The 25986-nt window shown below is 71.8% G+C and carries 19 protein-coding genes and 1 pseudogene; 6 read left to right on the top strand and 14 right to left on the bottom strand.

Features of this window, described 5'->3' with window-relative positions:
• Positions 1-115: 115 nt before the first annotated feature.
• Positions 116-718: pseudogene (locus tag ACIBK8_RS31755) on the top strand (hypothetical protein); the annotation flags it as partial.
• A 345-nt stretch (positions 719-1063) separates the two neighbouring features.
• Here ACIBK8_RS31755 and ACIBK8_RS31750 read toward each other — a convergent pair.
• The 5 genes from ACIBK8_RS31750 to abc-f form a co-directional block, all read right to left on the bottom strand.
• On the bottom strand, positions 1064-1711 hold the full coding sequence (locus ACIBK8_RS31750) for a hypothetical protein (RefSeq protein WP_399045711.1): 648 nt from the start codon (positions 1709-1711) through the stop codon (positions 1064-1066).
• A 66-nt stretch (positions 1712-1777) separates the two neighbouring features.
• Positions 1778-2479, bottom strand: a complete 702-nt coding sequence (locus tag ACIBK8_RS31745; RefSeq protein WP_399045709.1) for a ribonuclease HII — start codon at positions 2477-2479, stop codon at positions 1778-1780.
• 351 nt (positions 2480-2830) lie between these two features.
• Positions 2831-3739, bottom strand: coding sequence for an ADP-ribosylglycohydrolase family protein (locus ACIBK8_RS31740; RefSeq protein WP_399045708.1), 909 nt, complete (start codon positions 3737-3739; stop codon positions 2831-2833).
• A 10-nt stretch (positions 3740-3749) separates the two neighbouring features.
• Complete coding sequence (locus ACIBK8_RS31735; RefSeq protein WP_399045706.1) at positions 3750-4409, bottom strand: histidine phosphatase family protein; 660 nt, start codon at positions 4407-4409, stop codon at positions 3750-3752.
• Positions 4410-4521: 112 nt separating this feature from the next.
• Entirely contained in the window at positions 4522-6141 is a 1620-nt protein-coding gene (gene abc-f, locus ACIBK8_RS31730) for a ribosomal protection-like ABC-F family protein (protein ID WP_399045704.1), read from the bottom strand.
• Positions 6142-6248: 107 nt separating this feature from the next.
• Here abc-f and ACIBK8_RS31725 point away from each other — a divergent pair, with 107 nt between their 5' ends.
• On the top strand, positions 6249-6920 hold the full coding sequence (locus ACIBK8_RS31725; protein WP_399045703.1) for a TetR/AcrR family transcriptional regulator: 672 nt from the start codon (positions 6249-6251) through the stop codon (positions 6918-6920).
• 61 nt (positions 6921-6981) lie between these two features.
• On the opposite strand, the gene ACIBK8_RS31720 is transcribed toward ACIBK8_RS31725, so the two are convergent.
• Both ACIBK8_RS31720 and ACIBK8_RS31715 read right to left on the bottom strand, forming a co-directional pair.
• Complete coding sequence (locus tag ACIBK8_RS31720) at positions 6982-7587, bottom strand: YdbC family protein (protein ID WP_399045701.1); 606 nt, start codon at positions 7585-7587, stop codon at positions 6982-6984.
• A gap of 68 nt (positions 7588-7655) precedes the next feature.
• The gene (locus ACIBK8_RS31715) at positions 7656-9068 is read right to left on the bottom strand and encodes an amidase (RefSeq protein ID WP_399045699.1); all 1413 of its coding nucleotides are present in this window, start codon (positions 9066-9068) and stop codon (positions 7656-7658) included.
• 160 nt (positions 9069-9228) lie between these two features.
• Between ACIBK8_RS31715 and ACIBK8_RS31710 the strand changes: the two genes are divergently transcribed.
• Positions 9229-9816 (top strand): TetR/AcrR family transcriptional regulator, encoded by a 588-nt coding sequence (locus tag ACIBK8_RS31710; protein WP_399045698.1) that lies wholly within the window; start codon positions 9229-9231, stop codon positions 9814-9816.
• A gap of 378 nt (positions 9817-10194) precedes the next feature.
• On the top strand, positions 10195-10716 hold the full coding sequence (locus ACIBK8_RS31705) for a TerD family protein (protein WP_399045696.1): 522 nt from the start codon (positions 10195-10197) through the stop codon (positions 10714-10716).
• A 179-nt stretch (positions 10717-10895) separates the two neighbouring features.
• Here the strand turns inward: ACIBK8_RS31705 and ACIBK8_RS31700 are convergent, their stop codons facing one another.
• Positions 10896-13769, bottom strand: a complete 2874-nt coding sequence (locus tag ACIBK8_RS31700; protein WP_399045695.1) for a vitamin B12-dependent ribonucleotide reductase — start codon at positions 13767-13769, stop codon at positions 10896-10898.
• Between the two features lie 123 nt (positions 13770-13892).
• Positions 13893-14429 (bottom strand): transcriptional regulator NrdR, encoded by a 537-nt coding sequence (gene nrdR, locus ACIBK8_RS31695; protein WP_399045693.1) that lies wholly within the window; start codon positions 14427-14429, stop codon positions 13893-13895.
• 551 nt (positions 14430-14980) lie between these two features.
• On the opposite strand from nrdR, the gene lexA reads away from it, so the two are divergent.
• Positions 14981-15781, top strand: a complete 801-nt coding sequence (gene lexA / locus ACIBK8_RS31690; RefSeq protein WP_227044253.1) for a transcriptional repressor LexA — start codon at positions 14981-14983, stop codon at positions 15779-15781.
• A gap of 107 nt (positions 15782-15888) precedes the next feature.
• Here lexA and ACIBK8_RS31685 read toward each other — a convergent pair whose 3' ends face one another.
• The 5 genes from ACIBK8_RS31685 to ACIBK8_RS31665 all read right to left on the bottom strand — a co-directional run bounded on the left by ACIBK8_RS31685 (position 15889) and on the right by ACIBK8_RS31665 (position 24386).
• Positions 15889-17859 carry an ATP-dependent DNA helicase gene (locus ACIBK8_RS31685; protein ID WP_399045691.1) on the bottom strand — a complete coding sequence of 657 codons (1971 nt, stop codon included), beginning with the start codon at positions 17857-17859 and terminating at the stop codon, positions 15889-15891.
• 41 nt (positions 17860-17900) lie between these two features.
• Positions 17901-19697: an IucA/IucC family protein gene (locus ACIBK8_RS31680; RefSeq protein WP_399045689.1), complete on the bottom strand. Its 1797-nt coding sequence runs from the start codon at positions 19695-19697 to the stop codon at positions 17901-17903.
• Positions 19698-19975: 278 nt separating this feature from the next.
• Entirely contained in the window at positions 19976-20677 is a 702-nt protein-coding gene (locus ACIBK8_RS31675; protein ID WP_399045687.1) for a GNAT family N-acetyltransferase, read from the bottom strand.
• A gap of 380 nt (positions 20678-21057) precedes the next feature.
• Positions 21058-23007 carry an IucA/IucC family protein gene (locus ACIBK8_RS31670; RefSeq protein ID WP_399045685.1) on the bottom strand — a complete coding sequence of 650 codons (1950 nt, stop codon included), beginning with the start codon at positions 23005-23007 and terminating at the stop codon, positions 21058-21060.
• Positions 23004-24386, bottom strand: coding sequence for a diaminobutyrate--2-oxoglutarate transaminase family protein (locus ACIBK8_RS31665; protein ID WP_399045683.1), 1383 nt, complete (start codon positions 24384-24386; stop codon positions 23004-23006). Before ACIBK8_RS31665 ends, ACIBK8_RS31670 begins: the two co-directional genes overlap by 4 nt.
• A gap of 275 nt (positions 24387-24661) precedes the next feature.
• Here ACIBK8_RS31665 and ACIBK8_RS31660 point away from each other — a divergent pair, with 275 nt between their 5' ends.
• The gene (locus ACIBK8_RS31660) at positions 24662-25852 is read left to right on the top strand and encodes a trypsin-like serine peptidase (protein WP_399045682.1); all 1191 of its coding nucleotides are present in this window, start codon (positions 24662-24664) and stop codon (positions 25850-25852) included.
• The last annotated feature ends 134 nt before the right edge of the window (positions 25853-25986 follow it).

Here is a 25986-nt window from a genome sequence, read left to right as displayed (position 1 = left end):
GAGAATGGGGGCTGCTCCCCGTACCGGTCCGGCCGCAGGGTCCGGCTCCGCCGTGTCGTGCCTTGTCGTGTCCGGCTGCCGCCTGTGGTGCGGATGTGCAGACGAAGGGAGGACCGTGGCCTTCGGCTTCGCCCCGCTCATGCCCGCGTCTTCGTCTGCATCCGCGGCTTCCGCCGCCCGGCTGGGCCGGATGCTGGAGCCCGCCGAGTGGGCGTCGGCAGGGATTCCGCTGCTGCGCAATCCGCGTGAGGTCGTGTGGAGACTGCACGAACTCCATCGCCCGGTTCCCGCGACGGCCGTCGTCGCGGTGCTGGATCCGCAGCAGCGGGTGACCGCGAGCGCGTCCTTCAGCGAGCCCGTCAAGGAGGCGGACGGCTGGAAGCTGCGCAACGTCCTGCTGCTCCACCTCCGGCAGGTCGTCCCGCACGACCTGCGGCTGCGGGTTCCGGTCCGTACGGCGGTGCTGCTGTACTGCCGGGAGGGTGAGCCGCGCTGGACGGAGACGGACGGGGCCTGGATGTGGGGGCTGCGTGACGCGTGCACGCTGCACGGGCTGCGGTGCGGGGCGTACATCACGCTGACCCGTGGCCGCTGGCAGGTGCTGGGCGAGGAGCGGGGCGGGCGTCGGCCCCGGGGGCGGCGTGAACTGCCCGAGCCGCGCGGCCCGTTGGCCGGTTCTCCGGCGGACGGGCGCGGGTCGCAGGCGACGTCACGGGCCGTGCCGCAGGGCCCCGGTGACGGGCGTCCCGTCGTCCCGGAGCAGTCCGGGGTTGCGGGACTCCGCCGTCCGCCGGAGGCAGCGCGTCCGGCGACGGGTGCGCAGGTGGCGGAACGGTCACGACGCGGGAGCGGCGCGGCCCCGCGGGCCGGTGGCGGCGCCGCGCAGGCCGAGCGGCACACGGCGGCCTGCTGACGGCAGCCGGTGTCCGGAAGCGGAGCGCGGCGACCGGCGCACGCGGAGGTCCGGACGGCGGGCGCACCGGGGTGGCCGCCGTGGTGTGTCCGAGCGCACGAGCGAGCCCGACCGGCCGAGGGCCGGCGGGCTGCTGCGGGCAGGGGTCCGTCAGGCGTGCGCGCCGAGCACGGTGTTGATCTGCTGCGGGTCTCCGCAGACGATCAGCAGTGCCCCGGCACGGGCCAGCGCGGCGGGCAGGGCCTGTGCGGTGGCCTCGTCGGTGCCGCCGTTCACCGCGACGACCACGACGGGCCGTCCGGTGGGACGCTCGGCAGCGGCGTCCGCGTAGAACACATCGTCCCCGGCGTCGTGTTGCGCCCAGTAGGACGCTTCACCGAAGGACAGTTCGTGCGCGGCCCACGGGTGGGGGTCGCCGGTGGTGAGCACCAGGATGTCGCCCGGCGCCCGCCCGGAGTCCAGCAGGAGATCGACGGCTTCGTCGGCGGCGTCGACGGCGCCGTCGGCCGGGGCCGGGATCAGCTGAAGCTGCGCCCCGGTTTCCGTACCGGCGTCGGTGGCAGCGGGTGTCGGGGGGCCGGTGCGCTGCGCCGGCGGGGCGGCGGGCCCACGCGGCGGGGCAGACGGTCCGGGCTTGCCCGGACGGACGCCGGCCGCGGGAGCGCCACGCGGAGGTGCGGGGCGGGGGCCGGGGCCGGGAACAGGACGGGGGGTCGACGCGGTGCGGCCGGCGGCCGGAGTTGCGCGGGGACCCGGGACACTCTCGTGAATCTGAGGCTCCTCGGGGATGAGAGGCATAAAGGGATGTCTATCAAACGTGCGTGCGGGACATGTCAGCGGGTACCGCGTTGATGCCCGCACCGCTCAGAAGTCGAAGCCGAGTTGGCCACCGGCCTCCAGAGCGGCTGCTTCGGGGGTGACGCGCACCTTCTTCAGATGCCGCCACCGGGGCAGCGCATCCATGTAGGACCACGACACCCGGTGGTGCGGCGTAGGACCGTACTCCTCCAGGGCGATGCGATGGGTCGGAGAGGGATAGCCGGCGTTGGCCGCGAAGTCGAACTCCACGTGCTCGGCGCCCAGTTCGGCCATCATCGCGTCGCGACGCACCTTGGCGATCACGGATGCGGCGGAGACCGCGATGCAGGACTGATCGCCCTTGATGACCGTGCGGACCTGCCATGGCTCGCCCAGGTAGTTGTGCTTGCCGTCGAGGATGATCGCGTCCGGGCGGACCGGCAGCGCCTCCAGGGCGCGGATGGCCGCGAGCCGGAGCGCCGCGGTCATGCCCAGGGAGTCGATCTCCTCGGGAGAGGAGTGCCCCAGTGCGTATGCCGTGACCCAGGTGCCGAGAAGGTCGGCGAGTTCGGTCCGGCGCTTGGGGGTCAGCAGCTTGGAATCGGTGAGTCCGGCGGGCGGTCGACGCAGGCCCGTGACGGCCGCGCAGACGCTCACCGGGCCGGCCCAGGCTCCTCGCCCGACCTCGTCGACACCGGCGATGATCTTGGCGCCCGTCGTGGCGCGCAGTGATCGCTCGACGGTATGGGTGGGAGGCTCGTACGGCATGGCGCCAGCCAGCGTACGCCTATTCGGGTCGGGCGTCCGCATCGGATACGGAACAACTGCGGATCGGCCGGAATGTGAGCCCGGCGGAGGGCGGTCCGGCGGCGCAGCAGGAGGGCCGCCAGAGCGCCGGGGCGGCCGGTGTGCGGGGGTTCGCGGCCGGTGTGCGGTGCCCGGGGCGGCGGTTGCCGGCCGGTGCGGCTCCGGTGCCGCGCGAGGCGTGAACTCGACGGTCGGCGGCGCCAGTTGGCCGCGGCACCGGGAGGCGGGCGGTGTCCGGTGCCGGGGCGCGGGGCGGCCGGTCAGGCGTTCCGGGGGACGTACTGCGGTGGGCGGCGGGGGTGCCGCGGAGGGTCATACCGCCGGGACGGGCATCCAGGAAGGGAGGGGTTCCGTGCCGTCGAGCCATTCCTGGGGCGGGTGGCCGCCGTGGCCGGACGCGATGATGCCGCCGACGATGGCGCAGGTGGTGTCCACGTCGCCGCCGGCCTCGGCGGTGGTCCAGAACGCCTGCTCGTAGTTGCCGAGGTGGCGGGCCGCCGCCCACAGGGCGAAGGGGACGGTGTCGTGGGCGGTGGTGCGCCGTCCGCAGCCGAGGACGGCGGCGACGGTGCCCGAGTTCGCGTAGTCGAGCATGTCCCGGGCGCGGCGCAGGCCGGCCTGGACGGCGCTGCGCGGGATGAGCGCCATCACGTCGTCGATCAGCTGCTCGGGGCCCGGGGCGCCGGCCGGGTTCGCCACCAGGGCGGCGGCTGCGGCGACGGCCATCGCCCCGACGACGGCCTCGCGGTGCTGGTGGGTGGTGTAGGCGGAGATCTCCGCCTGGTGGGTGGCCTGCTCGGGGTCGTCGGCGTACCAGGCCCCCACGGGGGCGATGCGCATGGCGGCGCCGTTGCCCCAGGAGCCCTGGCCGTTGAAGAGGCCGGAGGCCAGTTCGCGCCAGTCGCCGCCGTCCCGGATGAGGTCGAGCATGCGGTTCACGGCCGGGCCGTAGCCGCGGTCGGCGTCGTGGTGGTCGGCGAACGACCTGGCCAGCGCGTCCTGGTCGATGCGGCCGTGGGTGGTGAGGACGGCCAGTACGGAGCAGGTCATCTCGGTGTCGTCGGTCCACCGCCAGGGGGCGGGCGGCAGCGTGCGGCGCTTGAGGGCGGGGTAATGGGCGGGGACGAAGAACTGGGATCCGAGGGCGTCGCCCACGGTCAGTCCGCGCAGGCTGGCCAGGGCCCGCTCGAAGCGGTCTGCGTCACGGTGGTCGGCGGTCATCGGTGGCACTCTAACCGCTGAGGCCGTAAGGCTCCGGTTCACACCAGCGCTCGAACGGCCGGTCCAGGTCGTAGCGCCCGTCGGGCCGCAGGAGCAGGGTGCGCCGTTCGGCGTTGCCCGGGTTGGCGAGCGATTCGAAGTCGGCCACCGTCCAGTGGAACCAGCGCATGCAGAACAGTCGCATGGTGAGGCCGTGGGTGACGATCAGGACGTTCGGCGGGTGGTCCGGGTCTTCGAAGCTTCGCCACAGGCTCTCCAGGAACGCCCCGACGCGGTCGTACACGTCGGCGCCGGACTCGCCCTGGGCGAACCGGTAGAAGAAGTGTCCGTACGCGTCCCGGTACGCCTTCTGAAGCCGTACGTCCTCGCGGTCCTGCCAGTTGCCCCAGTCCTGCTCGCGCAGCCGCGGCTCCTCGCGCACCCGGACCTTGCCGGGGTCGAGGCCGAGGGACTGGAACGTCTGGTGGGTGCGGCGGTAGGGCGAAACGTATGCGGAGATCCGTTCCCCGCCGAAGAGTTCGCGCAGCGGGCCGCCGGCTTCGCGGGCCTGGCGCAGTCCGTTGTCCGTCAGGCTCAGCGCGTGGTCGGGTTCCCGCTCGTAGACGGTGTCGTCGACGTTGCCGTCCGACTCTCCGTGGCGGATGAGGACGATGCGTCGGGGCCGTGCCATGACGCCACCCTAGAACGCCTGCCGTGGGCGTGCCGCAGCCGCCCTCGGTACCGGCGGGGCCGGGCCTGATGGGGCCGCGGCGCCCGCATGTGAGCCGCTTGCGCTCCGCCTCTCAGCCGTCGGTGCGGACCGGGCGGCCGTCGCGTATCTCGTAGTGGATGCCGCCGAAGCGGCGGCTCAGCAGACGGTCGTGGGAGACCACCACGAGCGCGCCCGGCCAGGCGCCCAGGGCCGCCTCCAGCTCTTCCACCAGGCCGAGGGCGAGGTGGTTGGTGGGCTCGTCGAGCAGGAGCAGGTCGGCGGGGCGTGCCAGGAGGCGGGCGAGGGCGAGGCGGCGGCGTTGGCCCGCCGAGAGGGCGCCCACGGGTACCCGTAGGTCGGCCTCCCGGAAGAGGCCGAAGGACAGGAGCAGGGCGGCCAGTTCTTCGGCTTCGCCCGGAAGTCCCCGGCGAAAGGCGGTCAGCAGGGTCTCCGTGGGGCGGGTGGCCGCGATCTCCTGGGCGAGGAAGCCGATCCTGCCGCGGCGTGCGACGGTGCCGCGGTCCGGCTCGGTGAGGCCGGCCATGACGCGGAGCAGGGTGGTCTTGCCCGCGCCGTTGGCGCCGTGGATGAGCAGGCGTTCGCCCGCGGCGACGGAGAGCGCGTCCACCGCGAGGCGGTTCCCGACGCGTACGCCGTCCAGGGTGACGAGGGCGCCCGAGGTGTCGCCGAGGTCCGGTGCCGCCCGGAAGCGGAGCGGGTCGGGCGGTCGGGGTACGGCCTCCTCGTGCAGTCTGCGCAGCCGTTCCTGGGCGTTGCGCACCCGACTGGACACGGATGCCTGGACGCGTCCCCCGGCGCGGTCGTAGGCCATTTTGTTGCCGTCCTTGATGGCCCGGCCCTGGGCGACGTGGTGGGCGGTGCCGCGGGAGAACTCGGTGAGCTGTGCGATCTGGTCGCACCACTGCGCGTACTCCTGCTCCCAGCGCTGCCTGGCCGCCGCCTTCGTGGCGATGAACGTGCCGTAGCCCTCGCCGTAGCGCACGATCCGGTGGCGCTCGGCGTCGACCTCGACGATCGCGGTGGCGGTCCGCTGGAGGAAGAGCCGGTCGTGGGAGACGGTGAGAACGGTGCCGCGGTGGGCGAGCAGTGCCTCTTCCAGCCAGTCGAGGGCGCTCGCGTCGAGGTGGTTGGTCGGCTCGTCGAGCAGCAGGACCTCGGGGGACGCGGCGATCACGCAGGCCAGTCCGAGCCGGGCCTGCTCGCCGCCGGAGAGGCTGCCGAGCTGCCGGTCGTGGGCCACCCGGTCCAGGCCGAGTCCGAAGAGCGCCTTGTCGACGCGGGCGTCGGCCTCGTAGCCGCCGCGCAGTTCGAAGAGGGTGAGCAGGTCGCCGTATGCCGCGAGTTCCTCCGCCGTGGCGCCGCCCAGCTGTTCCTCCATGGAACGCAGCCGGTGTTCCATCGCTCTGAGGTCGGCGAGTGCGGTGTCGATCGCGTCCTGGACGGTGTGGTCGGCGGGGAGGTCGGGGGTCTGGCTCAGGTATCCCACTCCGCCGTCGGCGCGGAGCACCACGTGGCCTTCGTCGGGCTGTTCGGCGCCCGCGATGATGCGCAGCAGCGTGGACTTGCCCGCGCCGTTCTCCCCGACGATGCCGAGGGTTTCGCCGGGGCGTACCGACAGGGAGACGCCGTCGAGGAGCGGCCGGTCGGCGTAGGACTTGGTGACGTCGTGCAGCGAGATCTGGGTGGGCAATCAGTGCTCCGTTCCGGTTGAGCGCGGGATCGCCGGTCCTGGGCCGCGTGGCGGCAGGGCGGCGCGTCCGCACCATCAAATACAACTTCAGTTGCGTTACGATGATGATGACACGAACCCCCGAACTAACACAACTGGAGTTGCAATTGAATGAGGAGGCCACGCCCGGCACCCGGCGCCCCGGCGGACGTACCGCACGCACCCGCGCCGCCGTCCGGGACGCCGTCCTGACCGGCCTTTCCGAGCACGGCTACCCCGGCCTGACCGTCGAGTACGTCGCCGAGCGCTCCGGCGTGCACAAGACGACGCTCTACCGGCGCTGGGGCGGCATCGAGGGCATGGTGGCCGACGCGCTGGACCTCGCGGGCGACGACAGCTGGCTGCCGCCTGACACGGGGACGCTGGAGGGCGATCTGCGCGCGCTCGCCCAGGAGGTGGTGCGCTCCTTCGCGGACCGCGAGGTCGGCGCGTCCGGTTCCGCGATCATCGCGGCGGCGTTCCACTCGGAGCGTGCCGCCGACGCCCTGCGCGCCTACTACGCCGAGCGGTTCGCCCGCTGCGAGGCCATCGTGGAACGCGCCGTGGAACGCGGCGAACTGCCCGCCGCCGTCGACGCGGGCGCGCTGGTACGGGCGGCGTCGGCACCGGTCTTCTTCCGGCTCTTCATCACCCGCGAGCCGGTGGATTCCGACCTGGCGGCGCAGTCCGCGGCGGCGGCGGTGGCGGCGGCCCGCGCCGGGACCTTCACGGCCGGCGACCGGGAATCGCCGGCTCCGTAGGCGCGGACCGCGGCAATTCCCGCCCGCCCCACGCCTCTTCGACCGCGGGCGACGGCGCGGCTCAGACCGTCCAGGAGGGTTCGAGCTGTACGACGTCCCCAGCCAGGGCCTGCACGTCGGCCGCTATCTGGGCCCGCAGGGCGAGCCGCTCCACCCGTTCGGGGCGGTACTTTCCGCGTTCGGCGGCCGACTGCCACATCGACAACACCAAGAACTCCTCCCCCGGAGCCCGCCCCAGCATCCCGCGCACCATTCCCGGCGACCCGGCCATCGCCGGATTCCACACCTTTTCCTGCATCAGCGTGAAGTGGTCCACGCGGTCCTCGCGCACCTGGGAGTGCGCGAGGCGCAGCACGTCCACGTCACCGAAGAGCGGCTCGAAGCCCACCTTCACGTCGAATTCGTGCTCGAAGAGGCGGACTTGGCTGTCCTTGAAGGTGCCCACCTGCGCCGCGGCCAGCCGGTCGTGGGAGCGGGCCATGAACGAGTCGTAGAACGCCCGGCTCTCCCAGAAGGCGACCAGGTGCGCGACGCCCGGCCGGCCGCGGCTCCACCCCCCGCCCTGCCCTCGAAACCCGGGCTCACCCAGCAGCCCCGCCCATTTCCGCTGCCCCCGCTCGAACCCTCGACGGTCCACAACGGTGAGGCGAATCCACTTGACCAGCACCGCGCCATCGTACGGCCCCGGGGTGGCCGGAATCACTGCCTGTCTTGCCGGGTGCGCCCTGAACTTCCTTACGAGTGCGGGTCGATGGGGGTGAGGACACCCAGGCGCCGCTCCACCTCCTGGGCGGCGTCCAGGCACAGGTCCTCCCGGTAGGCCCGCCCGATGAGCTGCACCCCGTACGGGAGCCCGCCCGTCACTCCGGTGGGCACGGCCACCGCGGGGACGCCGACGAAGCTCGTCGCCGTGCACAGGCGCATCGCGCGCTGCACCCGCAACGAGCTTTCCGCGTCCCGCATTTCGTCCCCCGGCGCGAACGGCGGGTCGGTGAACACCGGCCCCAGGACCAGCGGAAAGGCGTCCAGGAAGGCCGCCCAGTCCCGCCGGATGCCCAGCCGCACCCCCGTCAGCCGCAGGTACTCGGCCAGCTCCACCGGGCCCGACCGCGCCATCCCCTGCTCGATGTAGCGCTGCCCGCCCTCCCCCAGCAGCGGCTTGACCACCGGCCAGCTGACGGCGAATTCGGTGAGCGTCATCCGGGCGTAGACCTCCAGGGCGTCGTCCAGACGCGGCACATCCGGTACTTCGCACACCTCGTACCCGGCGTCCCGCAACGCGTCGGCGGCGTCCTCCACGGCCCTGCGCACCGCCGGGTGCACGCCGTGGCCACCGGGGTCGGCCACCACCGCCACCCGGAGCGGTCCTGGCAGCGGCTCCCCGTACGGGGGCACCGGCACGGCCCTCGGGTCGCGCGGATCGGCGCCCGCCAGCGCCTCGTGGACCAGCCGCAGATCGCCGACGGTTCGCGCCAGAGGCCCGTCGACGACCAACTCCTGGGCGGCGAGCGAGGGATCGTCGGGGCCGATGCGGTGATCGGCGGCGTACCGCCCGTAGGTCGGCTTCAGTCCCGCGACGCCACAGAAGGACGCCGGGATCCGCACCGATCCCCCGGAGTCGTTGCCCAGGCCGATCGGCGCCATCCCGCTCGCGACCGCCGCGGCGTCGCCGCCACTGGTGCCGCCCGGTGTGACCGCCCCGCTCCAGGGGTTCGCCGTGTCGCCGAACAGCTCACTACGGGTGTGGATACCGGCCAGGATGAGGGTCGGCATGTTGGTGTGCCCGATGGGGATGGCTCCGGCGGCGCGCAGCCTGGCCACCGGGGGCGCGTCGGCACGGGCGGTGAAGTCGCGGAAGCGCGCGGCACCGAAGGTCGTCGGCACCCCCTCGATCCCGGTGGTCTCCTTGACCGTGAACGGGACGCCGGCCAGCGGCCCCAGGGCGCCCCCGGCGGCCCGGCGGCGGTCGGTCTCCGCCGCGTCCGCCCGCGCCCGCTCGGCGAGCAGTTGCGTCACGGCGTTGACCGCCGGGTTGACCTCGGCGATCCGCTCCAGGTGACCGTCCACCAACTCGGCGGCCGTCACCGCGCCGTCCCGTACGGCCGCCGCCTGCTCGTGCGCCGGCAACCGCCACAGCATGTCCCGCATGACCCACCCTCTCCTGGTAGCGCCACCCGATGCGCCGGTTTCCCCGCGCTCCGGCGTGACGCATTCCCGCCCTCACAAGCCATTCCGATGCACTTGCATCGGATAGGCATCGTACCCTTACCGCCGATACGAACGCATCGAATAAAGCGGAGTGCATGCCATGCCCAAACTGGTGGACCACGAGTTCCGCCGCCGCCTGATCGCCGACGCCGTCTGCCGGCTCGCCGAGGAGAGCGGTCTGGACGGCGTCACCCTCCGGGACGTCGCGGCCCGCGCGGAGGTCTCCATGGGGGCGGTCCAGCGCTGCTTCCGCACCAAGGACGAGATGCTGACCTTCGCCCTGCGGCACATCGGGGAACGGATCTCCGCACGGGTTTCGGCGCGCCTGGTCCAGTCCCCCGCCCAGTCGGCCCGCACGGCGCTGGGGCACGCCACGACGGAGCTGTCGCTGCTCCGGGAGGAGCACCGGTCCGAGGCCCGCGTCTGGCTCGCGTTCCTCGCGCAGGCGGCCGTCAGCCGCCCCCTGGCCGAGATCCTGCGGGCCAACTACACCGGCCTCCAAGAGGTGTTCACACAGCTCGTCGCCGAGGCCACGCCGGACTGCGACCCCGCCCTGGAGGCCCGCACCCTGCTCGCGCTCGTCGACGGCCTCACCACCCACGTGCTGATCGACCACATCTCGCCCGCCGCCGCGCTCGACGTGCTGGACCATCACCTCCACCGCCTGTGGGGCGAACCGGACAGCTGAGGAGCCCGACGGCCCCGAGGAGCGCCCCGGATTCCCGGCCGCCCCGGGGAGGCCGCGGCCCGCCCGCACCGGACACCGCGACGGGAGAGGCGACAGCCGGAAGAGGCAATGCAATCAGGCCATCTCTCAAGCTCAACCCGGTTTTCCACAAGTGCAGTTCACCCCGCCGCGATCCCCCGTCGGCGTGGCACCATGGAAGGTCAACGGGGTGTCCTGGCGAGCGGTTCGCACGAGCACGGGCGAGCGCTCTCTCCAGGGGCTCCACGGCTGCCCGCCGGCCGACCGGGGCCGCGGTCCCGGTCACCGGCCGGCAGCCGGCCGCGCGCGGAACCGTTCCGTGCGACCCGGTTCGACGGAACGCCAAGGAAGGGAAGCCCGGTGAGCACGCTCAACAAAGGGATCGAGAAGGCCGAGGTCACACTGAAGTGGGATCCCAGCCCCCTCGGCGAGCCGGACAACGATCTCGACATCATCGCCGCGACGTACGAGGCGGACACGCCGGTCGGCGAGCCGTGCTACCTGGTGCACTTCGACAGCCGGTCCCCCGACGGGACGATCACCCTCAACCGTGACAGCCGCACCGGCCAGGGCTTCGGTTCCGACGAGGTCATGACGCTGGAGCTGGACCGGCTGGCCGGCAGCTACACCCGGGTCGTGGTGGGAGTCGCGATCCAACAGGGCGGCGGCCGTAAGACGTTCGGCGACATAGACAACACCGAAGTGGAGATCCACGAGGGCTACACCGCACTCGCCGGGAACGACTTCTCCACGGTCGCGCGGTCAACTGCCGCCGTCGTGGCCGAATTCGTCCGCGACGAAGAGGGCGAATGGCGCTTCCGTGCCGACGTCCGCGGGTTTGACGCCGATCCCAACGAATTCACCGCGCTCATGGGCAGCTGACCCGACCGGTAAGGAAGAGGCCACGTCCGGTGAGGATTCACCGGGCGTGGCCGTCGTGCCGTGACGGCGTGCGCCCATGCCGAAAGGGAGCCGGCTGAGAAGCCGGCTCCCTTTCTCACCTTCGGGTGGTCACTCGGAGGTCATGAGCACGTACGGACGCTCATGGGCGAGCTCCGGAATCAGCTGCACCCGCTCGTGGAGCCGCAGCCCTCGCACAGGTAGCAGCTGCCCGCCCGCTGCATCTTCGTGCCGCAGGAGAAGCAGAGCGGGGCGTCCGCGTTGATGCCGAGCTGCATTTCGACCAGTTCGGCGTTGGTGTGCGCCTGCCGGGGCGCAGCAGCCGCGGGCTCCTCGGCGCTCTGGACCGCCGGGGCGGCCTTCGGGGCCTCGGTCTGGAGCGGCGCGGACTGCGCCAGCGACTCGACGTCGACCTCCTCCGTCGGCTCGTAGGAACCGGTGTCCAGGTGACGCTGGCGCTCCTCGACGGAGTGGATGCCGAGCGCCGAACGTGTCTCGAAGGGCAGGAAGTCCAGCGCCAGGCGGCGGAAGATGTAGTCGACGATCGACTGCGCCATCCGCACGTCCGGGTCGTCGGTCATGCCGGCCGGCTCGAAGCGCATGTTGGTGAACTTCGAGACGTAGGTCTCCAGCGGCACGCCGTACTGGAGGCCCACCGAGACCGCGATGGAGAAGGCGTCCATCATGCCCGCGAGGGTCGAACCCTGCTTGGACATCTTCAGGAAGACCTCGCCCAGACCGTCGTCCGGGTAGGAGTTGGCGGTCATGTAGCCCTCGGCGCCGCCCACCGTGAAGGAGGTGGTGATGCCGGGACGGCCCTTGGGGAGGCGCTTGCGGACCGGGCGGTACTCGACGACCTTCTCGGTCGCCGGCTCCGGGGCCTCGGCCTTCGCCTCTTCCTTCTTCTTGGCCGACAGCGGCTGGCCGACCTTGCAGTTGTCGCGGTAGATCGCGAGCGCCTTCAGGCCGAGCTTCCAGCCCTCGAAGTAGACCTCCTCGATCTCCTCGACGGTGGCCGTCTCCGGGACGTTGACCGTCTTGGAGATCGCGCCGGAGAGGAAGGGCTGCGCCGCGGCCATCATGCGGACGTGGCCCATCGCGGAGATCGAACGGGCGCCCATGGCGCAGTCGAAGACCTCGTAGTGCTCCGGCTTGAGGGCCGGCGCGTCGACGACGTTGCCGTGGTCGGCGATGTGCGCGACGATCGCCTCGACCTGCTCGGGCTGGTAGCCGAGCCGCTTGAGCGCCTTGGGGACCGTGTTGTTCACGATCTGCATGGAGCCGCCGCCGACCAGCTTCTTGAACTTGACCAGGGCCAGGTCCGGCTCGACACCGGTGGTGTCGCAGTCCATCATCAGGCCGATGGTGCCGGTCGGCGCGAGCACCGAAGCCTGCGCGTTGCGGAAGCCGTTCTTCTCTCCCAGGCGCAGCACGTCCTGCCATGCCTCGGTGGCCGCGGCCCAGACCGTGGTGTCCAGGTCGTCGGCGCGCACCGCGGCACCGTTGGCGTCGGAGTGCTGCTTCATGACGCGCTTGTGGGCGTCCGCGTTACGGGCGTAACCCTCGTACGGGCCGACGACGGCGGCCAGTTCGGCGGAGCGCTTGTAGGAGGTGCCGGTCATCAGGGAGGTGATGGCACCGGCCAGCGCACGGCCGCCGTCCGAGTCGTAGGCGTGGCCGGTGGCCATCAGCAGGGCGCCGAGGTTGGCGTAGCCGATGCCCAGCTGGCGGTAGGCGCGGGTGGTCTCGCCGATCTTCTCGGTGGGGAAGTCGGCGAAGCAGATGGAGATGTCCATCGCGGTGATGACCAGCTCGACGACCTTCGCGAAGCGCTCGGCGTCGAACGACTGGTTGCCCTGGTCGTCGTCGCGCAGGAACTTCATGAGGTTGAGCGAGGCGAGGTTGCACGAGGAGTTGTCCAGGTGCATGTACTCGCTGCACGGGTTGGACGCGGTGATCCGGCCCGACTCCGGCGAGGTGTGCCAGTGGTTGATGGTGTCGTCGTACTGGATGCCGGGGTCGGCACACGCCCAGGCCGCCTCCGCCATCTTGCGGAACAGGCCCTTGGCGTCGACCTCTTCGATGACCTCGCCGGTCATCCGGCCGCGCAGGCCGAACTTCGAGCCGGACTCGACGGCCTTCATGAACTCGTCGTTCACGCGGACCGAGTTGTTGGCGTTCTGGTACTGGACGGACGTGATGTCGTCGCCGCCCAGGTCCATGTCGAAGCCGGCGTCGCGCAGCGCGCGGACCTTCTCCTCTTCCTTCACCTTGGTCTCGATGAAGGCCTCGACGTCGGGGTGGTCGACGTCCAGGACGACCATCTTGGCCGCGCGGCGGGTGGCGCCGCCCGACTTGATGGTGCCGGCCGACGCGTCGGCGCCGCGCATGAAGGAGACCGGGCCTGACGCGTTGCCGCCGGAGGAGAGCAGCTCCTTGGAGGAGCGGATGCGGGAGAGGTTCAGGCCGGCGCCGGAGCCGCCCTTGAAGATCATCCCCTCTTCCTTGTACCAGTCCAGGATCGACTCCATGGAGTCGTCGACGGACAGGATGAAGCAGGCGCTGACCTGCTGCGGCTGCGCGGTGCCGACGTTGAACCACACCGGCGAGTTGAAGCTGAAGACCTGGTGGAGCAGCGCGTACGCCAGCTCGTGTTCAAAGATCTCGGCGTCCGCCGGGGAGGCGAAGTAGCTGTTGTCCTCGCCCGCCTTGCGGTACGTCTTGACCACGCGGTCGATGAGCTGCTTGAGGCTCGCCTCACGGGTCGGCGAACCCACCGCGCCGCGGAAGTACTTGCTCGTGACGATGTTGACCGCGTTCACCGACCAGAAGTCGGGGAACTCGACGCCACGCTGCTCGAAGTTGACCGAGCCGTCGCGCCAGTTGGTCATGACGACGTCACGACGCGCCCACTCCACCTCGTCGTACGGATGCACGCCGGGGGTGGTGTGGATGCGCTCGATGCGCAGACCCTTGCTCGCCTTGCTGCCCTTTGCGCGGGAGCCGCGTGCCGGGCCGCTCGTCGTCTCTGTCATTCCGCCTCCCTGTACGGGCGAAAACGCCCATATGTGCGCACTTCTTCCCGTGGCACGGTGTATGTCTGACTGATCCCGGGGCGCCTGCACGTGCCCCGGTCAGGTTCTGGATGCGCGCCGGACTCAGCCGGCGGCGATGGCGGGCCCGGGTGCCGGGACAGTGTGGCCGTCGGCCGCACCGCCCGTCCCGCAGCCCCGCTCGGGCGGTCCCTGCTCGCGCTGCTCCCGCAGCTCGGCGATGGCCGCCTCGAAGTCCTCAAGCGAATCGAAGGCCCGGTACACGGACGCGAAACGCAGGTACGCGACGAGGTCGAGTTCCCGCAGCGGGCCCAGTATGGCGAGCCCGACGTCATGGGTGGACAGCTCGGCGCTGCCGGTGGCGCGCACCGCCTCCTCGACCCGTTGGCCGAGCTTGGCGAGCGCGTCCTCGGTGACCGGGCGGCCCTGGCACGCCTTGCGCACTCCCGCGATGACCTTGCTGCGGCTGAAGGGTTCGGTGACCCCGCTGCGCTTGATCACCGTCAGGGACGCCGTTTCGATGGTGGTGAAACGACGGGAGCAGTCGGGGCACTGGCGCCGTCGCCGGATCGATGTGCCGTCGTCGGTGGTGCGGCTGTCGACGACCCGGCTGTCAGGGTGCCTGCAGAAGGGGCAGTGCATGGCTCCACCCTCCTCACCCTCGGAAACGGACGTACGCCACTGGAATCCACGTACGGCTGAATGGCCTCCGGACGGCCCGTACGGGCCCTTCGGCGCAGCCACCAGCATAGGCGATCCCCGGGGCCCGGAAGGACCAGGCACCACAACTTGTAGGCGGTTGTCGCCATCAAAGCACTAGATGTGGTGTCGGGCCGCTTATAACCGCCTACCGCGTGTCGCAGTGGGGGCGGGCCGTGGAGGTCGCTCACGAGGGTACGGGAAGCCACCCGGACGGCGGGGCGCAGGGGCGGAGATGACAGAATCGGCCATGGCGCGACCGGGCCCCCGGCGCGTCGATCGCGCAGCCACGGAACCCCCGGCCGGAACGGGAAGAGCCGGGCGGAAGACGACCCGCGCAGGGTCGGGACGCCGTTCGAACACATCGGCCATACACCCAGCCACTCGATCGAGTCAGCTAATCAGCAAATTTTCACTCGAACGTGTGTTTGGCGCAACCTTTCGAAAGCAACTACCGTTGGCTAACTAGGGAGCACATTCCGAGAGGGGCCGACGTGACCACCACCGCAGACAGCGCGACCATCACCGCACAGAGCCACTCCCAGAGCCGGTTCGAGAATCCTCAGACGGCACGGAGCAGGCCGATGGACGACGCCACGTTGGACTCCGACGAGCAGAAGCCCACGCGGTCGCTGCCGGGACGCCCGCCAGGGATCCGGGCCGACAGCTCCGGGCTCACGGACCGCCAGCGCCGGGTGATCGAGGTGATCAGGGACTCGGTCCAGCGTCGCGGCTACCCGCCGTCGATGCGTGAGATCGGCCAGGCCGTGGGGCTTTCCAGCACCTCGTCCGTGGCCCACCAGCTGATGGCCCTGGAGCGCAAGGGCTTCCTGCGCCGCGACCCGCACCGCCCCCGGGCGTACGAGGTCCGCGGCTCGGACCAGACCACCAGCGCGGCCACGGAGACGGCGGGCAAGCCCGCGGCCTCCTACGTCCCGCTCGTCGGCCGGATCGCCGCCGGTGGTCCGATCCTGGCCGAGGAATCGGTCGAGGACGTCTTCCCGCTCCCCCGCCAGCTGGTCGGTGACGGCGAGCTGTTCGTGCTCAAGGTCGTCGGCGACTCCATGATCGAGGCCGCGATCTGCGACGGCGACTGGGTCACCGTCCGCCGCCAGCCCGTCGCCGAGAACGGCGACATCGTCGCGGCGATGCTGGACGGCGAGGCCACCGTCAAGCGCTTCAAGCGCGAGGACGGCCATGTGTGGCTGCTCCCCCACAACTCCGCCTACCAGCCGATTCCCGGCGATGAGGCCACCATCCTCGGCAAGGTGGTGGCGGTGCTGCGGCGGGTCTGAACCACGCCCTCACGACCGAGCCCCGGGACCACTGCGCCGGTTCCGGGGCTCTGCGCCGTCCTCATCCGGGCCGGCCGCTCCCCACGGCCCGCCCGGCTGCGCCCCCGCTACTTCCCTTCCTGCTGCGCCGCGGCGTCGATGGCCGCCAGCGACCTGCGGACCTGATTGCGGTCGGTGGTGTACCAGAACTCCGGCATCGACTTGCGGAGGAACGAGCCGTAGCGGGCCCGCTCCAGGCGGGGGTCCAGAACGGCGACCACACCGCGGTCGCCCGTGGCGCGCACCAGGCGGCCCGCGCCCTGGGCCATCAGCAGCGCCGCGTGGGTGGCGGCGACCGCCATGAAGCCGTTGCCGCCGGCCTCCTCCACCGCCTTCTGCCGGGCGCTCATCAACGGATCGTCCGGACGCGGGAACGGCACCCGGTCCATGACCACCAACTGGCAGTTCGGGCCCGGCACGTCCACGCCCTGCCACAGGGACAGCGTGCCGAACAGGCAGGTCCTGGCGTCCTCGGCGAACGTGCGGATCAGCTCACCCAAGGTCTCCTCGCCCTGGAGGAGAACCGGCATGTCGAGACGGCCGCGCATCGCCTGCGCCGCGGCCTGCGCCCCGCGCATCGAGGAGAACAGCCCCAGCGTCCGGCCGCCGGCCGCCTCGATCAGCTCCGCCAGCTCGTCGAGCATGTCGTCCCGGCTGCCCTCCCTGCCGGGCTGGGCGAGGTGCTTGGCGACGTAGAGGATGCCCTGCTTGCCGTAGTCGAACGGCGACCCGACGTCCAGGCCCTTCCAGACCGGGACGTCCTCGCCCTCGGTGCCCTCGGGGGACAGTCCGAGGGACGCGCCGACGCCGTTGAAGTCGCCGCCCAGCTTGAGGGTGGCGGAGGTCAGCACCACCGACCGGTCGGTGAACAGCTTCTCGCGCAGCAGCCCGGAGACCGAGAGGGGCGCCACACGCAGGGACGCCCCGAAGCGGTCGTGGCGCTCGTACCAGACCACGTCCCACTCGGAGCCGTTCGCGATCCGCTCGGCGACAGTGTGGACGCTCTCCACCGAGGCGAGGGCCTGCTTGCGGACCGCGTCCTCGTCCTGGACGTTTTTGTCGCGGGTGGAGCCGAGGGCGGCGATGACCGTACGGGCCGCGTCCCGCAGCGCCATGAGGCAGTAGCCGAGCTCCTCGGGGATCTCTTCGAGGCGGCCGGGCAGGGCCAGTTCCATCAGCCGCTCGAAGGTCTCCGACGCGGTCTGCAGCTGGTCGGCGGCCTTTTCGTTGACGAGCTTCGCGGCCCGGCGGACGGCGCGGTTGACCTGGCCGGGAGTGAGCTCGCCGGTGGCCACGCCGGTGACCCGGGAGACCAGTTCGTGGGCCTCGTCGATGATCAGGACTTCGTGCTGCGGCAGGACCGGGGCGCCCTCGATGGCGTCGATCGCGAGCAGCGCGTGATTGGTGACGACGACATCGGCGAGCTTGGCGCGCTCCCTGGCCGCCTCGGCGAAGCACTCCGCGCCGTACGCGCACTTCGACGCGCCCAGGCACTCCCGCGAGGAGACCGACACCTGGCCCCAGGCGCGGTCGGAGACCCCGGGGGTGAGGGCGTCACGGTCGCCGGTCTCGGTCTCGTCGGCCCAGTCGCGCAGCCGCAGCAGGTCCGTGCCGAGCTTGCTGGTCGGGGTCGCCGATTCGAACGGGTCGAAGAGCGCCTCCTCCTCTTCCTGCGGCACGCCTTCGCGCAGGCGGTGCAGGCAGAGGTAGTTGGAGCGGCCCTTGAGCATGGCGAACTCGGGGCGGCGGCGCAGCTGCGGGTGCAGGGCGTCGACCGTGCGCGGAAGATCGCGCTCGACGAGCTGGCGTTGCAGCGCGAGGGTGGCCGTGGCGACCACCACGCGCTCGCCGTGGGCCAGCGCCGGCACCAGATAGCCGAGGGACTTTCCGGTGCCGGTGCCGGCCTGCACGAGCAGATGGGCCTGGTTGTCCACGGCCTCGGCGACGGCCTCGGCCATCGCCACCTGGCCTGGGCGCTCGGTGCCGCCGACGGCGGTGACGGCGGCATGGAGCAGATCGGGGAGGGAGGGCTTCGTCATAGCGTGGCAAGCCTACGCGGGACCACTGACAGCCCGCCCCGTCATGGCGCGTGCAGAGGGTTGGGCACGGTCCCGTGCACCGTGGCGTGCGGGCGCGCGGCGCGGTCGCGGTAGCCGTCGGTGTGCAGACGGTTGCGGTTCAGACACAGCCGGTCGATGCGGGGGGTGAGCAGGTCGAAGGCCGCGTGGCGCTCCTTGAGCTCCGGGAAGCGGCGGTGGTGGCGCAGGATCTCCGCCCGCACGAGTGACCAGAATTCGCCCTCCGGGACGCCGAGTTGATCTTCGCAGAGCGGCGCGAGGTAGCGGAAGACGCCGATGAACAGGCCGGAGTGGATGAACTGGGTGAGGAACGCGGGCGGTTCGGTGAGCAGGACCTCCCGGACGTCGTCCGGCATCGAGGCGTGCTCCGGGAGGGGCGTCGCGCTGGTGTTGACGTCGTCGACGAAGTCCTTGACCGCGAGGCGGACGGGGACGTCGTGCGCGTCGAAGACGACGATGGCGTTCTCGCCGTGCGGGGAGAAGACCGTGCCGTAGCGGTAGAGGAAGTGCAGCAGCGGCGGCAGCAGGGCGGCGAACAGGCGGCCGAGCCAGACCTGCGGGGACAGGCCGGAACGCCGCACCAACTCGGCGGTCAGGGAACGGCCCTGGGGATCGGTCTGGAGCAACGCGGCCAAGGTGCGCGCGCGTTCCCCGGGGTCGAGGTGGCGGGTGAGCGGCTCGCGCCAGATACAGCCGAGGAGTTCCTTGAACTGGTACGGGACGCCGGGAGTCCGGTCGTAGAGGGGGTGTTCGACGGTGACCGAAGCGGTTTCGCCGAGGAGGACCACCCGGGTCTCATCGCGCAAGTACGGGTCGCTGTCGCGGAGTTCCTGGACCCAGGCGGTGACGGCGGGGGCCGCGAGGGTGCGTTCGGTGGGCAGGCCGCGCCAGACGAGGGTGTTGAGGATGGACAACGGCAGTTTGACCGTACGGGCCTGCGGGCGGCTGAGGTTGAGGAAGGTGCGGATCGACTGCTGCGGGAGTCTGAGGTCGTTGTCAGTGGGCAGCGCGATGATGGATCTGTCGGCGAGCTGCGGCGCGAAGAGCGGGGCGATGGTCTCGTCCCACTGCCAGGGATGGACGGGGAGGTAGAGGTAGTCGGCGGGGTCGCGGCCTTCGGCGGTGACGGTGCGGGCGAAGCTGTCGAGAAGGGCGGGGGTGAGCTCTTCTTTGTAGAGATGATCGGGGGTGGCCAGTGCGGGGATGCCGCGGTAGTGGGCGAGGTCGCGGTGTGCGGCGATCCAGGGCAGCCGGTGCGGGGTGCGGGCCTCGGGGGCCCACTGCGCGGCGTCGGCTGCGGAGAATCCGAGCCGGCCCTTGTTGGCCACGAGCCAGGGATGGCCCGTCTGGTGGCCTTCGAGTGCGGCGTAGTCGAGGTCCGCCAGGTCGGCGGCGTTCAGTGCCGTGGTGTCGAGCCGGGTGTCGGCGGCGAGGGTGGCGGTCACCTCGCGGATGAGGTGGCCGGTGGTGTCGCCGGACAGCTCCAGAATCGTGTCGTGGGCGCGGGCCAGGAAGTGCAGGGGGTCGCCGTCGGGGGTGAGCGATGCGGGGTCGATGCGCCAGTGTCCGTAGGCGCCGCGGCGGGCCGTGAAGCGGTAGACGAGGTCGTCGGTGACGGGCAGCCGGTAGCGCTGGGTGCCGTCGGATTCCGGGCCGCCCGGGGTGGTGCCGTCGGGGGCCGTGCCGTCGGGCTCGGGGCTGATGATCTCTTCGTACGCGAACTCCGCCAGGGTTTTGGCGAGCAGGCGTCGCGCGGCGTGCTGCCAGGCGCTGTGCGAGGGCTGGGGCTCAGGAGGCAAGGCGGGACTCCTCGAAGCGGGACCGCACCGGCACGAGCGGGGGACAGCCGGGGATCCCGGGTGGTGGATGGGCGGTTGGATGCGTGGCTGGACGGATGAATGTGACGAGTGTGACCCGCGGTGCCGGATCACACACGAGAAGTGGCCGATTCCGGAGGGCGGAACACGTCGGGCACGGCGCGACGGGAGCCAGGGACGAAGCGGATGAAGCGGACGAACGGGAGGGGAAGGGCAGGGTCCGGGAAGGGGAACGGGGCCGTCGCTGGACGGCCCCGAGGTCAGAGCAGATGGCGATGGACGCGGTCTCGGATCATCAAGGCCGCCCGTTTGTCCGGCAGTTCGACCTCGTCCGCGTAACGGAACCCGGCGGTCAGGAAGGCGGCGACGGATGCGGTGTTGCGCAGGTCGGGTTCGGCGACGACCCGTCCGCACCGCGGCCGGTGGTCGAGGACGAGATCGGCGGTGGCGCGCAGCAGGGTTGTGCCGAGGCCACGTCCCCGGTCGGCTGCCCCGCCGATGAGGAGGTGGATGCCGGTGTCGTGCGGACGGGCCGGATAGTGCCGGGCGAGCGGGTCGAGGTCGGCGCGGTAGATCTCCCAGTAGCTCATCGGGACGCCGGCCAGGACCCCGAGGCAGGGAACGCTGCGCCCGTCGCCTTCGAGTTGGGCCCGAAGGTGGGCCGCGGTCGTCGCGCTGGGCCCCGCCAGCTCCCAGAAGGCGGCGACTGCCGGATCGTTCATCCAGCCCGCGATCTGCGCAAGGTCACGTTCGAGGTCGACGGGGACGAGCGCGAACGGCCCGGCCGGGGTGTCCGCGGGTGCCCAGCCGGCCAGTCCGTCGAGGAGCGGGCCGGCGGCGGGGGTGCCGGCGGCCCGCCGCGTCCTGCCGTCCTCGACGGACAACGCTCCGGGCTCGGGCGGGAGTTGCGGGTCGAGGGTGTCATCGGATGCGGATCCGGTGCCTGATTCGGTGAGTGGCACGGCGACGCTCTCCTCTCGTGGCCCCGGGGTACGCGGGTCGCGCGGTCCGGGGCCGGGCCAGGGCGGACGGAGACCTGGGGTGTCCTCCAGGAGTCGTCAGGTTCTCCCCGTCCGCCCGGAAGCCGGGCGGAAGTTCGCCGATTCCACCTGTACGAGTGAGTCCGCAGCCCTGGCTTCCGCGAGGCGGGAGGGAGTGAAGATCCCTAGGCCCTGTCGTCAAATTCCCGTCTGCCCCGCGACGCCTGGCACGCACGCTCGCCGCGTTGTCGGGATCTCCCCGGTACGCCCAGTACCGGGAAGACCCTCCGCCTTGCGAGCGCACGCACCAGACGCCGCGGGGCCTGCCCTCCGGGCAGACGACGGGAATTTGACGACAGGACCTAGGAGACCAGGGGGTTGGGCAGTGCGAGGTAGACGGATTGGGTGTCCACGGGGCCGACGAGTTCGTCCAGGCCCTGTAGCCGGGTCGCGAGGTTGGCCTTGCAGCGCAGGGTAGGGGTCGTGAGCAGGTGTTCGGCGAGGGGGGAACGGTGCTCGGCGGGTGCGGCGGCGGCCTCGGTGAGGAATCGGCGGAAGGCGGCGAGCAGGATTTCCTCGCGGATCAGGCCCTCAGCGCCGAACGCCCCGATGAGGCCGAGGACGTTGTTGATGCCGAGGTAGTAGGCGAAGCGTTCGTCGGTGACGTCGTCGGGGACGAAGGTGTCGCTGACCTCGCCGATGCCGGGCAGCCGCGCGGTGAGGGCCGCTCGCCGGGATTCGCGGAAATAGTAGCCCTGGTTGTCGCGGTACCGGCCGCCGGCGGGCCAGCCGTCCGGGTCGAGCAGCACGAGGGTGTTCTGCTGGTGGGCCTCCAGCGCGACGCCTGCCGTGCCGTCCAGCCACAGGACGGGGCGTACGACCGCTTCGAGGTAGCGGAGGAACCATTCGGTGGCGACGGCGCCCGGTGTGCGGCCGGTGCGGGCGCTGAGTGCGGTGACGAGGACCGCGAGCCGGGAGCGCATGCCGGTCCTGCCGGGCCAGGGGCGGGGTGAGGCGAGCCCGGCGACGCAGACCGCGTCGTCGGCGGTGGTGAAGGGGTTGTGGCGGATGACGACGTCCAGGCCCTGGACGGGTTCGCCGTCGGGGCCGTCGACGGCGAGGTAGGCGGGGTCGCGGACGATGTCGAAGCCGGGGTGGGCGGCCTGCCAGCGTTCGGCGAGGCCGGTGCGCAGCAGGCGGTGCACCTCCACGCCGCGCTGGAGTTCCTTGCGGAGGTTCTCCCGGCGGGAGTTGGTGATGCGCAGGCCGAGGGAGAGCTTGAGCATGGCGTCGGCGCCGGGGCGGTAGACGGTGCGGACGGATGAGGTGGGGTGCCACAGCGGTCCGCCGGGGCCGAGGTCGTGCAGCTGTCCCCGGTCGATGAGGGCGGCGATGTCGGGGCGTGCGGTGAGTTCCCTGGCCTGCCAGGGGTGCAGCGGCAGCGGGACGGTGTCGTCGGGGAGCGGGTGGCAGCCGCCGGCGAATCCGATGGCGAGTTGTTCGGCCGTGACGGGCTTGCCGCGTTCGGTCCAGGCGGAGTCGGCGGCGAGGGCCGAGCGGTGCACGGCCATCCAGTGGAGGGGGAAGGCGCCGCGCAGTTCGGGTGAGTAGGCGCGGGTCTCGGCGTCGGTGAGGCCCTCGCGGCTCTTGGGGGTGGGGTGCAGCGGGTGGCCGAGGAGCAGGGACTGTTCCCCTTCGAGGAAGAGCGCGCTCTGGTCGTCGGCGGGGTGGGCGCGCCGGTCGGCGAGGAAGACGGCGGTGCTGCGGACGGAGTTGGCGACCCGGCCGACCAGTTCGGCGCCGTCGCCTTCGGCGCGGGCCCCGGGTGCGCCGTGCGCGGCTTCGCGCCGGAGCAGGGCGGCGAGGGTGACGGCGTCCAGGGGTGCGGCGTCGGCGGGGGTGCCCTCCAGGGTGGGGGCGCCGAGACGGTGCCAGCCGGTGGGCGACCAGTAGTGGACGGGGACGTGCAGGGCGGTGGCGCTGGCGTGCAGGGGGATGCGCAGCCGGCCGCCGGACGGGCGGTGCCCGCCGCTCTCACGGATCCAGCAGCGCAGCAGGTTCTCGATGCCGGCGATGTCGGCGGCGACGGCGGGGTCGGGGTGGTCCAGCGGATCGGTGACCGTGTGGTGGGCGGTGTGCGGGGCGGCGCACGCGGTGTGCGGCGGCCCGTCGTCCGCCGGGGTGTGGCAGGCGCCGTCCGCGGCGCGGCGCTGCTGGCGCGGTACGGCCGGTTCGATCGTGTCCGCGCCCTGGTGGTGGGCGGCGGCCCGTTCGGTGGCCGGGATTCCGTCGGTGCCGGGGCGTTCGTTCATCGGGAAGTGCCTCGCAGTGTCGTGGGGGACGAGCCCGTCGGCCCGGGGGTCATGCGGACCGCCGCCGCGATGGCGTCGGCCAGGCGGTCGAGGATCGCGTCCGCCTGTTCGTCGGTGATGGTCAGGGGTGGCAGCAGCCGGACGGCGGCGCCGTGCCGGCCACCGGGTCCGACGATCAGGCCGCGGTCCAGGCAGGCGCGCTGGACGGCGGCGGCGAGGTGCGGGGCGGGGCGGGCTCCGGTGGCGTCGGGTTCGGCTTCGGGGTCGGTCAGTTCGACGCCGATCAGGAGTCCGCGGCCACGGATGCCGCCGATGCAGGGGTGGGCGGCGGCGAGCGTGCCGAGCCGGGCGAGCATCCGGGCGCCGAGGTCGGCGGCGCGCCGGGCGAGGCCGTTCGCGCGGACGTAGGCGAGGGTGGCGCTGCCCGCTGCCATGGCGAGTTGGTTGCCGCGGAAGGCACCGGCGTGCGCGTCGGGCGGCCGGCAGTCCAGTTCCTCGCGGTGGACGATGACCGCGAGCGGCAGGCTGCCGCCGATCGCCTTCGACAGGACGAGGACGTCGGGGACGATGCCGCTGTGTTCGACGGCCCAGAAGGTGCCGGTGCGGCCGACGCCGGTCTGGGCCTCGTCCACGATCAGCGGGATGCCGCGGGACGCGGTGGTGTCGCGCACGCGGCGCAGCCAGCCGTCCGGTGCGGGGGCGACGCCGCCCGCGCCCTGGACCGGTTCGACGAGCAGTCCCGCGGGGTGCGGGATGCCGCTGTCCGGGGCGTCGATGAGGTGCTCGGTCCGGCGCGCGGCGAGGTCGGCGCCGCGTTCGCCGGCGCCCGATGGGCTGCGGTGGTCGTCGGGGTAGGGCAGCAGCCGGGTGGCTCCGGTGCCGCCGGCTGCCGCGGGCGCTTCGGTGGCCGGGCCGTGGCGGGCCCCGGAGAAGGCCAGCAGGCCGTCCCTGCCGGTGGCGGTGCGGACGAGGGCGGCGGCGGCTCCGACGGCGTCCGCGGCGGCCGGTCCGCAGAACCGGATCCGCGCTTTTTCGGCCAACTCGCCTGGCAGGGTGGCGAACAGCTCGGTGGTGAAGGCGTCCTTGACCGGGGTGGCCAGGTCGAGGTCGTGCAGCGGCGCCCCGGAGTCCAGGACCGTGCGGATGGCTTCGAGCACCACCGGGTGGTTGTGCCCGAGGGCGAGGGTGCCGGCGCCGGAGAGACAGTCGAGGTAGCGCCGTCCGTCGGCGCCCTCGATCGTCAGTCCGCGGGCGCGCACCGGGACGATCGGCAGGGAGCGCGCGTAGGTACGGGCGGCTGACTCACGCAGGGCCTGCCGGCGCAGGATCCCTTCGTGGAGCGGCGGCGGGGCCGTCGGCACGGTTTCGGTCAACGCCACGGCAGTTGTGTCCTCCTGCTGGTGTGCTGTTCGGATGCGTGCGGGCCCTGGGGAGCGGCCCGGGTGTCCCCCATACGTACCAACGACGATTCCCTCAGAGGATCACGGTCACCGGCAAGATCCTTGCAGGCCGGAACCAGGGGCCCGAGTTCCACTGTGCCCATGGACACCGGCATAGTGGGGTCCTGCGCCAGGATCTTGAGGTGCATGACAAGCACCGAAATCGGCGTCAATCCACACAAGCTCAGATCGATGTCATCAGGGGGAGTTCACCCATGCGATCCATACGTCGGCCAGTTCTGGCCGCCGCCGCTCTCACCGCCGTCGTGGCGCTCACCGCGACCGGCTGCGGTCCCGAGAGCGACAACGCGGACGCCAAGCCCAGCGAGTCCGCGGCGCAGGACACCACGGGCGGGGGTGAGATCAAGATTCCCCAGGACATCCAGGACAAGCTGAAGGCGCACGGCGTCGATCTCGACAAGTGGAAGAACGGCGAGTGGAAGAACTGGGACAAGGACAAGTGGCTCCGGGAGGCCGGGGAGTTCATCAACCCGATCATCAAGAACTTCTGGAACCCTGACAAGATCGAGAAGGTCGAGCCGCCGCAGGACCCCAGCAAGCCCGAGGACATCTCCGAGGACCAGGGCAAGACCGACCCCGAGCCCGCCGCGGTGCAGGCGCAGCCGGTCAAGACCCCGTACACCTCCACCGCTCCCGGCGTCGGTCTGCTGCTGTTCAGCACGGACAAGGGCGATTCGCGCTGTTCGGCGACGGTCGTCAAGGACCCGGCGCACCCGGGCAAGTCCAACCTCGTGTGGACCGCCGCGCACTGCGTGCACGCGGGCGAGCACGGCGGCTGGTACCGCAACATGATGTTCGTGCCGAACTTCAACCGGAACGGCGCGCCGGCCACCAAGATGAAGACCACCCCGTTCGAGGACCGCGTCCCGTCGGGCAAGTGGTGGGCCGATGACATGGCGACGTCTGACCAGTGGATCAAGGGCGGCGGCGCGGTGCCCGGCGTGCCGATGGCTCCGTACGACTTCGCGCTGATGCATGTGAAGCCGGAGGAGAGCACCGGCGGCAAGTCGCTGGAGGAGGTGGCAGGCGGCGCGTACAAGGTCGACTTCAACGCGCCCGCGATGGCCAAGATCCCGAGCCTGACCGCCCAGGGCTACCCGGCCGAGGCGCCGTTCGACGGCGCGGTGCAGCAGCAGTGCACCGACAAGCCGACCCGCCTGTCCATGGAGGCGCAGAAGCCGACCATGTACCGGATCGGCTGCACCATGACCGGTGGTTCGTCCGGCGGCCCCTGGTTCGCCAAGGGTGCCGACGGGCAGCCGGAGCTGATCTCCAACATGTCGATGGGCCCGCGCCCGGCCCGTTGGTCGGCGGGACCGCACCTCGGCCCGGAGGCCAAGAAGATGTTCGACGCCATGAGCAAGAAGTGGGCGGCCAAGGGCTGATGACGCCCTGATGCCGTGACGCGGCGCCGCACCTGCTCGAAGGCCCGCGCGCCACGGGGCGAATTCCAGGGGTCGTTGCAACACATTGATCAACTGGCTGGTGCCAGGAGCTTAGCGAGGCGCGGGGGGGGGGG

It is taken from the genome of Streptomyces sp. NPDC050161, assembly GCF_044460025.1.
Taxonomy (GTDB): Bacteria; Actinomycetota; Actinomycetes; order Streptomycetales; family Streptomycetaceae; genus Streptomyces.
This window is presented reverse-complemented; position numbering and strand designations above follow the sequence as displayed.